Origin of the sequence: Helicobacter valdiviensis (genome assembly GCF_003245365.1) — a bacterium.
Taxonomy (GTDB): Bacteria; Campylobacterota; Campylobacteria; order Campylobacterales; family Helicobacteraceae; genus Helicobacter_D; species Helicobacter_D valdiviensis.
In genome coordinates this window covers 30,085-44,106 of the sequence record NZ_NBIU01000013.1, presented here as the reverse complement: position 1 = coordinate 44,106, position 14,022 = coordinate 30,085, and the positions used below count along the sequence as shown (strand labels likewise).

16 protein-coding genes and 1 other RNA gene are annotated in these 14,022 nt (G+C 32.8%); 6 read left to right on the top strand and 11 right to left on the bottom strand.

The genetic code is table 11. From position 1 onward, the window contains the following. Positions 1-1,470: 1,470 nt before the first annotated feature. Genes B6S12_RS05735 through ureG form a run of 7 tightly spaced genes read right to left on the bottom strand, consistent with a single transcriptional unit; the run spans position 1,471 to position 6,310 of the window. The gene (locus B6S12_RS05735; RefSeq protein ID WP_111229846.1) at positions 1,471-2,187 is read right to left on the bottom strand and encodes an urease accessory protein UreF; all 717 of its coding nucleotides are present in this window, start codon (positions 2,185-2,187) and stop codon (positions 1,471-1,473) included. Next, positions 2,154-2,594 (bottom strand): urease accessory protein UreE, encoded by a 441-nt coding sequence (locus tag B6S12_RS05730; RefSeq protein WP_111229845.1) that lies wholly within the window; start codon positions 2,592-2,594, stop codon positions 2,154-2,156. The genes B6S12_RS05735 and B6S12_RS05730 overlap by 34 nt, the downstream gene beginning before the upstream one ends. A gap of 8 nt (positions 2,595-2,602) precedes the next feature. After that, the gene (gene ureC / locus B6S12_RS05725; RefSeq protein WP_111229844.1) at positions 2,603-4,309 is read right to left on the bottom strand and encodes an urease subunit alpha; all 1,707 of its coding nucleotides are present in this window, start codon (positions 4,307-4,309) and stop codon (positions 2,603-2,605) included. Between the two features lie 9 nt (positions 4,310-4,318). Further along, complete coding sequence (locus tag B6S12_RS05720; protein WP_111229843.1) at positions 4,319-4,624, bottom strand: urease subunit beta; 306 nt, start codon at positions 4,622-4,624, stop codon at positions 4,319-4,321. Between the two features lie 9 nt (positions 4,625-4,633). Beyond that, a complete protein-coding gene (locus B6S12_RS05715; RefSeq protein ID WP_111229842.1) occupies positions 4,634-4,936 on the bottom strand; it encodes an urease subunit gamma in 303 nt (100 codons plus the stop codon). Between the two features lie 42 nt (positions 4,937-4,978). Then, entirely contained in the window at positions 4,979-5,701 is a 723-nt protein-coding gene (locus tag B6S12_RS05710) for an urease accessory protein UreD (RefSeq protein WP_111229841.1), read from the bottom strand. Further along, positions 5,702-6,310 carry an urease accessory protein UreG gene (gene ureG / locus B6S12_RS05705; protein WP_111229840.1) on the bottom strand — a complete coding sequence of 203 codons (609 nt, stop codon included), beginning with the start codon at positions 6,308-6,310 and terminating at the stop codon, positions 5,702-5,704. It abuts the gene before it with no gap. 346 nt (positions 6,311-6,656) lie between these two features. Between ureG and B6S12_RS05700 the strand changes: the two genes are divergently transcribed. Both B6S12_RS05700 and ffs read left to right on the top strand, forming a co-directional pair. Then, entirely contained in the window at positions 6,657-7,718 is a 1,062-nt protein-coding gene (locus B6S12_RS05700; RefSeq protein ID WP_111229839.1) for a DMT family transporter, read from the top strand. Positions 7,719-7,835: 117 nt separating this feature from the next. Further along, an RNA gene (ffs, locus tag B6S12_RS05695) (signal recognition particle sRNA small type) lies at positions 7,836-7,933 on the top strand. Positions 7,934-7,937: 4 nt separating this feature from the next. On the opposite strand, the gene B6S12_RS05690 is transcribed toward ffs, so the two are convergent. Both B6S12_RS05690 and hypB read right to left on the bottom strand, forming a co-directional pair. After that, a complete protein-coding gene (locus tag B6S12_RS05690; RefSeq protein ID WP_111229838.1) occupies positions 7,938-8,192 on the bottom strand; it encodes a HypC/HybG/HupF family hydrogenase formation chaperone in 255 nt (84 codons plus the stop codon). Then, positions 8,170-8,865 (bottom strand): hydrogenase nickel incorporation protein HypB, encoded by a 696-nt coding sequence (gene hypB / locus B6S12_RS05685; protein WP_111229837.1) that lies wholly within the window; start codon positions 8,863-8,865, stop codon positions 8,170-8,172. The genes B6S12_RS05690 and hypB overlap by 23 nt, the downstream gene beginning before the upstream one ends. Positions 8,866-9,051: 186 nt before the next feature. On the opposite strand from hypB, the gene B6S12_RS05680 reads away from it, so the two are divergent. From B6S12_RS05680 to B6S12_RS05665, 4 genes are all read left to right on the top strand, one after another. Beyond that, positions 9,052-10,260 (top strand): NAD(P)/FAD-dependent oxidoreductase, encoded by a 1,209-nt coding sequence (locus tag B6S12_RS05680; protein WP_111229836.1) that lies wholly within the window; start codon positions 9,052-9,054, stop codon positions 10,258-10,260. A 75-nt stretch (positions 10,261-10,335) separates the two neighbouring features. Next, complete coding sequence (locus tag B6S12_RS05675; RefSeq protein WP_111229835.1) at positions 10,336-11,163, top strand: metal ABC transporter solute-binding protein, Zn/Mn family; 828 nt, start codon at positions 10,336-10,338, stop codon at positions 11,161-11,163. Next, positions 11,160-11,930 carry a metal ABC transporter ATP-binding protein gene (locus B6S12_RS05670; RefSeq protein ID WP_111229834.1) on the top strand — a complete coding sequence of 257 codons (771 nt, stop codon included), beginning with the start codon at positions 11,160-11,162 and terminating at the stop codon, positions 11,928-11,930. Before B6S12_RS05675 ends, B6S12_RS05670 begins: the two co-directional genes overlap by 4 nt. After that, the gene (locus B6S12_RS05665; RefSeq protein WP_111229833.1) at positions 11,923-12,732 is read left to right on the top strand and encodes a metal ABC transporter permease; all 810 of its coding nucleotides are present in this window, start codon (positions 11,923-11,925) and stop codon (positions 12,730-12,732) included. Before B6S12_RS05670 ends, B6S12_RS05665 begins: the two co-directional genes overlap by 8 nt. On the opposite strand, the gene B6S12_RS05660 is transcribed toward B6S12_RS05665, so the two are convergent. Both B6S12_RS05660 and B6S12_RS05655 read right to left on the bottom strand, forming a co-directional pair. Further along, positions 12,716-13,081: a heat shock protein transcriptional repressor HspR gene (locus B6S12_RS05660; protein ID WP_111229832.1), complete on the bottom strand. Its 366-nt coding sequence runs from the start codon at positions 13,079-13,081 to the stop codon at positions 12,716-12,718. The genes B6S12_RS05665 and B6S12_RS05660 overlap by 17 nt on opposite strands. Positions 13,082-13,091: 10 nt before the next feature. Then, positions 13,092-13,958 (bottom strand): DnaJ C-terminal domain-containing protein, encoded by an 867-nt coding sequence (locus B6S12_RS05655; protein WP_111229831.1) that lies wholly within the window; start codon positions 13,956-13,958, stop codon positions 13,092-13,094. Positions 13,959-14,022: the final 64 nt, after the last annotated feature.

The following is a 14,022-nucleotide window of genomic DNA, read 5'->3' as shown; positions in this document are numbered from 1 at the left end:
AACCAAAGAACTTGTGTGGTGAGTGAGAACTTTAAGACAAACAATCCTTGTATGGCACAAAGAATATAGAGGAAATTTGTATTCAAGATATCTAGCATATAGATTTATAAAATTTCAAGAGGCACGGACACTAAGTCCGCTAACCTCTTAAAATTTCATAAAAGCTAAAGCTATATACCGTAACTATTAGAATTTATTACATCTTTTTCTTTTTTAGCCTCGTTCCAAAAATTTATTAAAAACTCACAAAGCTCATCCGCCACTACTAGAATTTATTTTTAATTCTTGCAGTTTTTTTAACTTATAAAATTTTAATAATTTCATTGATAATCTCTTGTCATTGCGAAGCTCTTTAGAACTGAAGCAATCTATAAAACAATCTTTAAAAGTAAATCCTTTAGAGTAAGTATTTAATAGATTTTAAAAATTTTATAGGGTTTATATTATTTATCTAGTCTCACCCTGCACATTGCATAGCAATTTGCCCATACTTGCACAACATTTTAAAAAACTCCTAAAGCCTTACTGCCACTACTAGAATTTATTAACCTATCTTTACCACTTTATTTTAAATAACTATATTTAAAAACTCTCTAACCTCTTAAAATTTCATAAAAACTAAAGCTATATATAGTAACTACTAGAATTTATTGAATTCTTGTAACCGTTTAACTTATAAAATTTTAATAATTTCATTGATAATCTCTTGCCATTGCAAAGCTCTTTAGAACTGAAGCAATCTGAAAAACAATCAAGAAGCTTAAGCATTCATTAGACTGTCACGCAGTGTTCCACTGCTCGCAGTGACGCTCCTATGTTTCTTTAGACTGCCATGCAATTTGTTTTTATTGTCTTTATAGAAGATGTAAAAAGGAGCTAGTATGGAATTAATAATTTTATTTATAATTTTTTTAATAGTTCTCATTCTAGTTTCAAAAAGAAACTAGAATAAAACATATCTAACAAAACAATAAGTTTCTAGTTAATACCTGCTTAACTTAGACTTAAAGTATTTTAAAAAATTCTTCTAAAGGTAAAGAGCGAAGCTCCCCCGCAAGCGTAGCGTAGTGGGACGGGGGCTTCAGGTAGGTGCAGGGAGTGGAACTCCCGCTCGCGTAATGAGGAATTTACAACCCCAGCGAAGTTAAAATAAGCAGGTTAGAATCTTTTCTTTTTGCCTTTTATTTAAACTCTTTTAATTTTTATTACTATTTATAAAATGATAGGTTTATTGATTGTGCTTTGTGGGTCTTTAGATTGCCACACACAAGTCCTATCAATGCTTTTGGTAACAAAATAGTGCATTATAGGGGATTTTCTTATTATTATGTTTAGGTTTATGGCAATCTAAAAAACTCATTAAAAGGCGTTTTTATACATTGCAATTCTAAATAACCCTTAGGATATACTATAGATTTTAATTCTTTTATTTCTAATTTGTAAAAATATATTCCCCCACAATAAAGCTATCTAGCTCATAAACAACCTAAAATCTAATTTTTCATGTGCAAAAGTAGTTAAGTCTATTTCTTGATGTGAGGCAAACAAACAATTTTCTTTATCATTTAAGCTTATATAGCCCTTTTGCAATGTGCTTTGTGCTAGAAACTCACATTTTCTCGCCACTTCTTTGGAAAGTTCTAAATTTTCATACAAAATTTGACTAGATTTCCTATAAGAAAGTGGGATTGCCCTTGTAGCGTTTTGAGTAAGGGTTTTAATATTTGCATAAGCATATTGCTCCATTAAGTCTTCACAGCTTAGCACACTAAAAGCAATAGCAGGATGCGCATAATCTTCATTTTGACAAATCGCATAATACCAACTTGCTATTTGATTATGCAAAAACTCTGTATTTTTCAAAGTAGCTCTTGCTATACTAATTGCACCATTGCGACATTCTTTGCTTAAAAGTGAAGCATTTGCGATGCGTGCTAGCTTCAAAAGACTTAAAGGTTTAGTTTTAAATGCATTAGCTAACACATAAACTACACCCTCTTGAGGTGCAAACACCTCTAACATATAGCCCCTAAGCCATTCTTGAAAGCTTTTAGCATCTACTACCCTACCCCAAGAAATATAAGTTTCTAGCCCAAAGCTATGTGAATATGCCCCATTTGCAAAGGCACTATCAAACAAAAAAGCTCCTAGCATTAATGATGATGGCTTGCATGCTTTAGCGCACATTTTAAAACCTTTTGTGCTTTTTGATAAGGCACTTTATTAGCTTCTAACCATTCTATCAACAAATAATCTTCTTCTACAATCATCGCTCCCTCTTCAAAAACTGCTGGAGTATGTCTATTACCGATAGAATGAGCCACAAAACCCATTTGCATCATATCTTTTGGAGTGATTAAAAGCACATTTTGCGGTAGAAAATCCACCACAAAAATGCTTTTATCATCTTCTCCTAAAATATCGCCATTATGCAAATGTCCCTCTTGCAAATTCACACCTATTTCTATTCCACTATCGCTCTTTAGGCGTATAATCTGCTTTAGTCTATCCTCTGCACTTACTTTTACTTTATCAATAGTTTTACCTTTACAATCAAAACTACTAATATTACCGATTATTTTAGAAACTATCATGATTTTTCCTAGAATAAATAATATCTTTGTGCTAAAGGCAGTTCGCTAACAGGCTCACTATAAGCCTCTTTACCATCTACACTTACCACATAAGTTTGCGGATCTACATCAATTTTTGGCGTAGCATTATTTAGCTTCATATCCGCCTTTTTAGCATGTGCTGCACCTTTGATTGGCAATACTTTTTTCTTAATTCCATATTCCTCTGCTACATTTGCTTCTACTGCCATTTTACACATAAAGCTATAGCAAGTCCTATGCACTGCTTCGCCTATTGCACCAAACATTTTTCTATGCATAATAGGCTCTGGCGTAGGAATAGAAGCATTGCTATCTCCCATTACTGAAAGTGCACAAAAGCCACCTTTAATTACCATTTTAGGCTTTGTTCCAAACGATTTTGGATCCCAAAGAACCAAATCAGCAATTTTTCCTACCTCTACACTTCCTACATACTCGCTAACTCCTGCAGCAATAGCTGGATTAATTGTGTATTTTGCAATATAGCGTTTAATTCTATTGTTATCACAATATTCGCTATCACCCTCCATAGCACCTCTTTGCTCTTTCATTTTATGTGCGGTTTGCCAAGTTCTACTTACCACTTCACCAATTCTTCCCATAGCTTGAGAATCTGAACTCATAATAGAAATTGCTCCCAAATCATGCAAAACATCTTCAGCACCGATTGTTTCTTTTCTAATACGACTATCTGCAAAAGCAACATCTTCTTTTACATTTTTACTTAAATGGTGGCATACCATTAACATATCTAAATGCTCTTCAATAGTATTTGTAGTAAATGGCATTGTCGGGTTTGTAGAAGCGGGTAGAATGTTTGCATCTCCTGCTAATTTAATAATATCTGGAGCATGTCCACCACCTGCACCCTCTGTGTGGAATGTATGGATAGTTCTTCCACCAATAGCTGCTCTAGTATCCTCTACACAACCAAACTCATTAAGCGTATCTGTATGGATTCCCACAGATACATCTGCAATCTCGGCTGCTTTTAGCGCATTATCAATCGCACTCTTTGTAGTTCCCCAATCTTCATGGATTTTAAGCCCAGCAGCCCCTGCTCTTAATTGCTCCAAATTTACCTCCACATTAGATCCATGTCCTTTTCCATAAAGTCCTATATTAATAGGTAAATCATCTGTCCCTTGTAGCATTCTTTTAATATGGAATTTTCCTGGGGTGCAAGTAGTTGCTTTTGAACCATCATTAGGCCCCGTTCCTCCTCCAAAAAGAGTTGTAACACCATTGCTTAATGCTTCATTTACTTGCTCTGGGTTAATAAAGTGAATATGCGTATCCACGCCACCTGCTGTTAAAATAAGCCCTTCTCCTGCTAATGCTTCTGTGCTAACTCCTGTAACAAAATCTACACCATCCATAATATCTGGGTTTCCACCCTTACCTATTCCATAAATAAGTCCATCTTTAATCCCAATATCTGCTTTATAAATTCCTGTATAATCAATAACCAAAGCATTTGTAATGATTAAATCCACAACATCTTTATCTAGCATTCTAGAATTCTGTCCCATACCATCTCTTAGTGTTTTTCCACCACCAAATTTACATTCCTCACCATAGATTGCATAATCTTTTTCAACTCTAGCAAAAAGATTAGTATCTGCAAGCCTTATACTATCGCCCTTTGTAATCCCAAAATGAGATGCATATTCTGCTCTACTTACTTTAAACATAGCTTCTCCTTATAATTTTCCATTAATTTTGCAGTTTTGTCCCCACACTTCTCTAGTTCCTGCCAAATCTATTAAATTTACGCTTTTTGTAACACCTGGTTCAAAACGCACTGCAGTTCCACTAATAATATCTAATCTTTTTCCTCTAGCTTTTTCTCTATCAAAGATTAAAGCTGTATTGGTTTCATAAAAATGATAATGTGATCCTACCTGAATAGGTCTATCTCCACTATTTGTAACTTCTAGCGTAATTGCTTCACGGTTTGCATTGCAAACAATCTCACCTTGTGCATAAATAATTTCACCAAGTTTCATATTAACTCCTTAATTTATTGGATGATGGATTGTTACAAGCTTAGTTCCATCTCTAAAAGTCGCTTCTACTTGCACCTCATCTACCATATCAGCAACGCCTTCTAAAACTTGTGATTTAGATAAAACATTCTTACCCTCATTCATAAGCTCACTCACACTTTTGCCATCTCTAGCACCCTCTAATATAAAATCACTTATTATTGCTATTGCCTCAGGACAATTTAGCTTTAATCCTCTTTCTAATCGTTTTCTTGCTACAACAGCTGCATAACTTAATAAAAGTTTTTCTTGCTCTTTTTGCGTTAAAGTCATATTTTCTCCTTAAGTTAAATTTAAATTACTTTGTAATTTTTTTTAATAATTAAAATTCATATTTACTCCTTTTACAAAGTAACGCTTGAGTGCGTTAATGTATTCTAATGCCCCATCTTGATTTTTAGATAAAATTCTTACAATAAGATTGTCTTTGATTTTACTTGCATAAGCTTTGAGGTTTTTTTCATTTTTATGTGGAACCTCATCTAATCCACGGATAAAAATCGTATAAAAATATTCATATTCTAAAAGTAAATGGAGATTTTTTGGACTAAAATAACAAAAAGCATCATTTAAAATAAGCCTACTTTCTATAAATAGCCTAAAATTCATCTTTGCTTTAAAATCTCCTAAAGAATAACCTATAAATCCACCATCTAAATAAAAAAACTTAGAATCTTTTTTGGCAAACAAACTTGTTTGGCTTAAAAAATCACTCTTTGCATAAAAGATATTGGCATCATTATGAAAAACTAGACTTGAATTTTCATCCAAATGGATTTTGCTCTCCAAAATAGAATGCCCTTTATAGATTTTTTGGTTAGATTGAGAATTTAGCGTTACTTTAGAATTAAAAAGTGCAATTTCTTGCCTATAAGTATCTCCGCTTACTAGCCCTCCACCAAGAGTGCTAATATAGGCGAAAAATTCATTTTCACTTAGCCTCTCACCGCAAATAGGAACTTGCAATAATCTTTGCATACCACTTTGATAATGTTCTTTTAAAGCACCTTCTTGAAGTTTGATTTTTAAAATATTCATCTATAAATCTTTTAAAAGGCAATTTCTTTCAATCCAATTAATCACATCTTCTAAACCTTCATCTTTTTTAAGATTTGTAAAATAGAAATCTTTATTGCCTCTAAAATGTCTTGTATCACTTGCCATTACTTCAAGATTTGCACCTACATAAGGCGCTAAGTCGGTTTTATTAATCACAAATAAATCAGATTTTATCATACCTGCACCTGCTTTTCTTGGGATTTTCTCACCCTGCGCCACATCAATAACATAAATACTAAAATCTACTAAATCTGGACTAAAAGTAGCTGCTAAATTATCCCCACCGCTCTCTAAAAACAATAAATCAAGAGAAAATTTCTTTTGCAACTCCATTAATGCTGCCTCATTCATTGAAGCATCTTCTCTAATTGCTGTATGCGGACAACCACCTGTTTCCACACCAATAATCCTATCTTCAGAAAGAACACTGTTTTTAGCCAAAAACAAAGCATCTTCTTTGGTGTAAATATCATTGGTTACTACCGCAATTTCATAATTTTCACTCATTTTTCTAATAACTCTTTCAATAAGCAGTGTTTTTCCAGCACCTACTGGACCGCCAACACCTATAATCACTGGCTTTTTCATATATTTTCTCCATAATTCTTAAACATAAATTCTTAAACATAAGCATAGTAGGCTAATTTATTTTAAATATGGCTTAAATAATATGCTTATTTAATTAACTTATTTGCATAATATTTAATTTTAAGTATAAAATATTGTTTTTTAACATATAAATTAATAATCAGTTACTTTTTGTATCAAATCAAGAGAAAAAAAGAAAAAAAAGAAAAAAATCATTTTTTTAATTATGATTCAGTTTATTTTTTGAATTTTATAGTTATCTTAGGGAGTATTTACGAAAAAATATAATCTATCTATTTATATTTTTAATAAATATTAAAAGTTATTTTAACAAAAAGGAAAAAACATGAATAATGATGAACTAAGAGGCAATGCAACTGCAATGACTTATGTGATATTTCTTGTAGGAATTTTGTTTTTATCTTTTACAGCTCCATGGCAAAAATTATCCAACTTTGATCCAGCAACAGGTGCTTTTGTGCGTTGTTTAATTGGTGCTCTTTGTTTGATACCTTTTGCTATTATGGAAGCAAGAAAAATCGGTTCTCTTAGTAAAAAAGGTGTGCTATTATCTCTTTTGGCTGGACTTGTTTTGGGAATTGATTTTACTGCTTGGAATTATTCTATTTATTTTGTGGGTTCTGGAATTGCTTCTATTTTGTTAAATATTCAAGTAATTATGTTACCTGCTTTAGCATTCTTTGTAGATAGAGAAAAAATCCCTTTTAGCTATTATTTTATAGCACCTATTATGTTAGCAGGTGTGATTTTAGCAGGAGGTGCGTTAGAAAATGGTATCGTAGATCCAAACGGCCCCCAAGAAGTATTTGGGTTAGGAATTATGGCAGTTGGAACAATTTGTGGATTAACTTCTGGATTTTGTTATGGTATCTATCTTTTTGCAAGTAGAAGAGCTGGAAGAATTGGCAATGGACAAGTTGTGCAACCTATTTTTCTTTCAAGCATGGCACAATTAGTAGCACCTCTAATATGGGCATTTTTAATCACAGGGCAAGGATTTGATTTTACAAATGGTGTTATGGTAGATACTGCAGGTGGTATTAAAGCTATGCACTTAAGTGCTGAAATGGGAAATATTACAAGCGTATTTTCATCAGTAACTATCGGAGATCCTATTAATACTACAAATTGGTTTTGGATGATTGTTCTAGGGGTGGCAGGGCAAGCAGCAGCTTGGACTTTTACACAGCATGGTTCTATCAAATTAAACCCAACTTTAGGCGCAGGACTTTTGATTTTAAGCCCTATTGCTACAGTAGCTCTTATTGCTCCTATTATGTTTGGCGAGAGCCTCTCTGCATTACAAATTTTTGGTGTTGTGATTGCTTTGCTTGCAGTTGCTTATCAAAATGGCTTATTAAGTGCAATCTTTGGCAAAAAGAAATAAATTATATCCTCTTAGCATCCATTGCTAAGGGATACAACCAAAACACTCCAAAACAAATCATTTTCTTTACAAATAAGTTGTAATTAATAAAAGATATATTAGAATTCCCACTGCCCTTTTTGAGACTTGTGCAATAGGGTTTTTAAGCAATGCTTCAGGGTGGGAACACAGCAGAGCACTTGAAAATTTTATGTGCCGCAAGTATCTTAAGAGGGGTGCTTATGTATCTAACTCCTTTTCTTCCTCTTCCATAGATTTTAAGATTTCTTGATAAGTTTCTAAAGAAAGTTTTGCTTGTTCTTCATCAATCTTTGCCATTACATAGCCAATATGCAAAAGCACATAATCACCAATCTTAACTTCTTCACTCATTAAATCTAAACTCGCCTCTCGTTCAATTCCTAAAGTATCCAAAACCACCATATTCGTATCTTTATCAATAGAAACCACTTTAGAAGGTATGGCTAGACACATAATTTTCTCCTTTTTTAGTTTTTAAAAATTCGCAAAACTGCACCAAACTTGCTTCATCTTTATTAGAAAGCACAAATAAAGGGATTTTCTTTTTAAGCTTATCCAAATCCTCTCTTACCTGCTCTATTTTAAAGCCAAAAATCTCTATCAAATCTGCTTTACTTACCACTACAGCATCTGCACATAAAAACATGGTAGGATATTTTAAAACCTTATCATCACCCTCTGGAGTTGAAAGCAATACAATATTTAAATTCGCACCCAAATCATAGCTTGCAGGACATACAAGATTTCCCACATTTTCTATAAAAAGATATTCTTTTAGAGGGGCTTTTTTTTGCAATTCCCCCAAAGCCTCTTTTACCATTAATGCTTCCAAATGGCAAGCATCCCCTGTAGTAATCTGATGTGCATTAACACCAAGATTTAGCAATCTTTGTGCATCTCTATTTGTCTGCAAATCTCCTTCTACTACGCTAAATTCCAACAATTTCTTTTTGGCAATGCTTTCTAAAAGAGTAGTTTTTCCACTTCCAGGAGAACTCATAAGATTAATAGCAAAAATATTATTATTTCTATAAAACTCCCTTAATTTTATGGCTTCTTCATCATTTTTAGAAAGAATTCTACTTAGCACTTCTATGCTTTTTTTATTCATTGTAGGATTTTCCATAAATTTCCTTAAAATTTTTAAAAAATTACTAAAATTATGGCTAACCTTATCTAAAATATTCTTGATAAAAGGGTAAATTTCTACCAAAATTTTATCAAATATTTTCCATTTGGTTAAATTTTATTTTAATTTTTTGGTTTTTTTCCTATAATCTATGCAAAACCAAAAAATCCAAGGAGGAAGTTTATGCAAACTCCAAAAATTTTAATCATTGGTGGAGGATATGGAGGTTTAAAGGCCGCTTTAGGCCTCCAAAGAAAACTAAAAACACCAGCAAGCATCACTCTAATTAGCAAACACGATTACCACTATCAAACTACTTTACTCCATAAAGTTTCCATAGGCACACTTAGTGCTAGAAAAGCTAGAATTTATTATAGAAAAATTCTAAATCCCAAAAAAATTCATTTCATCAAGGATAAAATTCTTAAAATTCTTCCTAATGAAAATAAAGTTTTAGGCAATGGCGGAGAATATTCTTATGATTATTTAATTATCGGACTTGGTTTTAAACCCGATAGTTTTGGTATTAAAGGAGTAGAAGAACATACTTTTAAACTCTCTTCTTTAAATGCTTCGCTAAAACTTTCTAAAAACATAGAAAATAAATTTAAAGAATTTGTGCATACTAAAAACCCACAAGATCTCCATACTATCATTTGCGGAACAGGATTTACTGGCATTGAATTTGCAGCAGAGCTTGCCACTCAAATTAGTGAATTAAGTCTTATTTGTGGAATTGACAAGAATATTCCCAAAATCACTTGCATTGGAAGATCTAAACATATTTTGCCCGTATTTGATCAAAAATTAGCAAAAGTTGCACAAGATAAACTCCAAAAACTAGGTGTAGAAATCATCTGTGAAGGAAATATTAAAGAAATTCAAAAAAACAAAGTCCTCTTAGAAAAAGATGGTAAAGAATTAGAAATATGTGGCAATACTATTATTTGGAGTGCGGGTGTTAAAGGAAGCGATATTGTAGAAAAAAGTGAAATCCCCAACAAAAAAGGCAGAATCCCTGTAAATTCGCAACTCCAATGCGAAAGTTTCCCCAATATTTATGCAGTAGGCGATTGTGCTCTTGCTACAAGCAAAGATGTTATCCACGCACCCACTGCGCAACTAGCAGCACAAATGGGAGATTATATAGCTGATTTGTTTGTAGCTAAGCTTTCTAATGAACCTTTTAAAAAAGATTTTAAATTCCACCATAGAGGCACAGTTTGTTCTATAGGACACACTGATGGAGTGGGTGTAGTTTATGGTAAAAAACTCAAAGGAGAAATGGCAGCATTTATGAAAAATACTATTGAAAACAAATGGCTCTTTAGCATTGGAGGTTTTGAAATGGTTTTCAAAAAAGGACAATTCCGCTACCGCACTAGCAATTAATTTAAGCAAAAAGTAAGCTCTTAAAAATATAATTGCTAGATTTTTTACATATTTTTAGTTTAAAAAAGGTTTGCAATGAATAAAGCTTTAATGATTTTCCTTTTTTGTCTTAGTTTCTTAAATGCTAAGCCCACAGTAAGCGTTAGCATTCCTCCACAAGCCTATTTTGTGGAACAAATTGCAAAAGATAGTGTAGAAATTAATATCTTAATTTCACCAAATACAGACGAACACAACTTTGATTTTAAACCACAAGATGCCCTAAAACTCTCTAAAAGCGATTTGTTTTTTAAAGCTAATATGGAATTTGAAAATGCAATGCTAGATAAATTTCAAGAACTTTTTTCCAATCTTACAGTAGTAGATACTAACGCAAATGTTCCTCTTTTATCTCACACACATAATCATTCACATAGCCATTTTGATCCACACACTTGGCTAGATCCAAATCTCGTCAAAATCCAAGCTAAAAATATCTTAGAAGCTTTAAGCCAACAATACCCAACAAACAAAGATTTCTATACAGCAAACTACCTTAATTTTATTGAAAAACTTGAAAAATTAAACGACACAATTAAAGCTTCTCTTGCCCCTTTAAAATCTAAACAATTTATTGTTTATCACCCTAGCTGGAGCTATTTTGCAAAAGCCTATGGATTAGTGCAACTTCCTGTAGAAATTAATGGCAAAGAACCTAAGCCCAAAGAACTTTTAAACCTTATAAAAACTGCTAAAAAAAACAATATCCACACAATCTTTGTCCAATCTGGCTTTCCTGAAAATGCCGCTAAAACCCTAGCCAAAGAACTCAATGCAAATATTGTGCAAATCAACCATCTCTCATACGATTGGGAGAATGAGCTTTTAAAAACCACACAATCTTTAAGCAATAGTCTAAAATGAAGCTCTTTGAAATTAAAAATCTTAGCTTTTCTTACAAGGAAGAACTTGTCTTAAAAAATATCCATCTTAGTTATGACAGTGAAGACTTTTTAGCCATCATTGGTCCTAATGGAGGGGGTAAATCTACCCTCATCAAACTTATTTTAGGTATCTTAGAACCTAAAACACCCCTTTGTTTCCTTATCTCTAAAAATAAAATAGGTTATGTTCCACAAAATCCTATTCCAAATCCAAATTTTCCTTTACGCGTTTTAGAAGTAGTGCTAATGGGAAGAATCCATCAAAAAAAATTTGGATTTTACAGCAAAAAAGACAAAGAGAGTGCTTTGAATGCACTTAAAAAAGTAGGTTTGCAAGATTTATGGGATAGGAGCATACAAGACTTAAGTGGAGGACAAATCCAACGCGTATTTATTGCAAGAGCGTTGGTAAGTGATTGCAAGCTTTTAATTTTAGATGAGCCCACTGCAAGTGTGGATTCTAAAATGTCTATCCAAATCTTTGAACTCTTAAAAGAATTGCACAATCAAGGTATAGGGATTATCCTTATTTGCCACAATATCAATCTTATTTTAGCTTATGCTAATAAAATCGCCCATCTTGATAAAGAGCTTACTTTACACACAAATCCTCAAGAAAAACAAAAATCACATCTTCTAAAGCATCTTTTAAGCGAACATAACCATTTTTGCGATGTGGAATTAAGCCTTAATCTTTGTGAATGCAATATGCCTAAGCACCAAAATATAGGAAAACACAATGCTTGAACTCTTAGAACATGACTTTTTTATCCATGCCCTAATAGGTGCATTTCTTGTAAGCATTGCTTGTGGTATTATGGGTTCTTTAATTATGGTAAATCGCTTACTTTCTATGGCAGGCGGTATAACGCACGCAGCATTTGGAGGTATTGGAATAGCATTTTATTTTGGGATTCCCATTTTATTAAGCACAAGTATTTTTACGCTAATTTTAGCTATTTTAGTTGCATATTTAACCAAAAAATACGAAAAAAGAAGCGACAATATTATCGCTGTAATTTGGGCTTTAGGAATGGCAGTTGGAATTATTTTAATTGATCTTTCTAGTGGATATTCTAGTGATTTAATGTCTTATCTTTTTGGAAGCATTTTAGGAATTTCACAATATGATTTATATCTTATGGGCATTATAGATTTTATCTTTTTAGTCTTGATTGTAGTTTTTTACCGTCAATTTGAAGCAGTAAGCTTTGATTCTCAATTTGCAAAATTAAAAGGGGTTTCTACAGATTTCTTCCATTATCTTTTAGTGATTATGATTGCATTTTGCATTGTAATTACTATTCGCACAGTAGGATTAATATTAGTCATTGCACTGCTTAGTATTCCTTGCTTTATTGCAGAACAATTTACAAAAAGATTAGGCTCTATGATGGCTTTAAGTGCCATCTTAAGTATGTTTTTCTGCTTAGTTGGACTACTTTTAAGCTATTTTTTAAACCTAAGCAGTGGAGCTAGCATTATTTTAGTTGCAAGCTTGGGATTTTTCCTTAGCATCTTTAAAAAACTAACTATTTTTCATAGATAATCACTTCATAAGAGCTCTGTTTTTTAATAATAGATTTCCCACTCTGATTGCTCTTAAACTTCTCTAAATCCATCAAAAGATTTTCAATTTCTTTGTCCTGCTCATCTAAGCGATCTTTAAGACGCAAAATAATATCCACTCCTGCCAAATTCACTCCCAAATCCCGCGTAAGACGCAAAATGGTTTTGATTTTATCAATATCTCTTTGAGAGTAAAGACGCATTTTACCATCTGTCCGCCCTGGTTCCACCAATCCTTCGCGTTCATACTGCCTAAGCGTTTGTGGATGGATTGATAAAATCTTTGCAACAACACTAATAAGATAGACAGGTTCATCATAACTATACATTTTTGCCTCCTTATAAATATTTTTCTAATGCAGTTTTTAATTCCTCTGGCAAAGTATCTACATCTGGCAAAATTACATTAGCTTCTAAAAATAAATCACCCTTTGCACCACTTTTCCTATCATAGCCACCAAGCTCTTTTACTCTAAATCTTTGCTTATTTTTTGTATTTTTAGGCACTTTTAAGGTAATTGTTTTATAAAGTGTTTCTATCTCTACCTTACCTCCAAAAAGTGCAATTTTAAGCGGAAGTTCAAAACTTTTTGTAAGATTATTTCCTTCTTGAGAATATTCAGGATGCTCTGCCACACTTACTTTTAAAAGCAAATCTCCATTCTGCCCCCCTGCACTCCTGCCTTTACCTCTTAAGCGGATTGTTTCGCCATTTTTAATTCCTGCGGGTATTTTAATATCATAAGTTGCACTCTCCACATTCACACTATGCTTTCCACCTAAAACTGCTGTGCTAAAAGGAATGGTAATGTTTGCATTGATATCTAAATTTGCACTTCTAAATCCTCCCCCAAAAGGATTAAATCCCTCTCCAAAACCTCCACCAAATCCTTGAGAGAATCCACCTCCACTTCCAAAAATCTGGCTTAATATATCATCTAAATTAACATTTCCTTGCCCTCTTGCAAAGTCATGGAAATTCTGCCCTCCAAACATAGAATCACCAAACTGATCGTATTGTTTGCGTTTTTTCTCATCGCTTAAAATCTCATAAGCTGCATTGATTTCTTTAAACTTTTCCTCTGCATCCTTTTCTTTATTAATATCAGGATGGTATTTTCTAGCCAAACGGCGATAGGACTTTTTAATCTCATCTGCACTTGCATTTGGGCTTACCTCAAGCGTATCATATAAACTTTTTGACATTTTCTTACTAACCTTTATTTAAAAATATTAACTCTTAATCTAATGCTAATTATATTATAAAAGT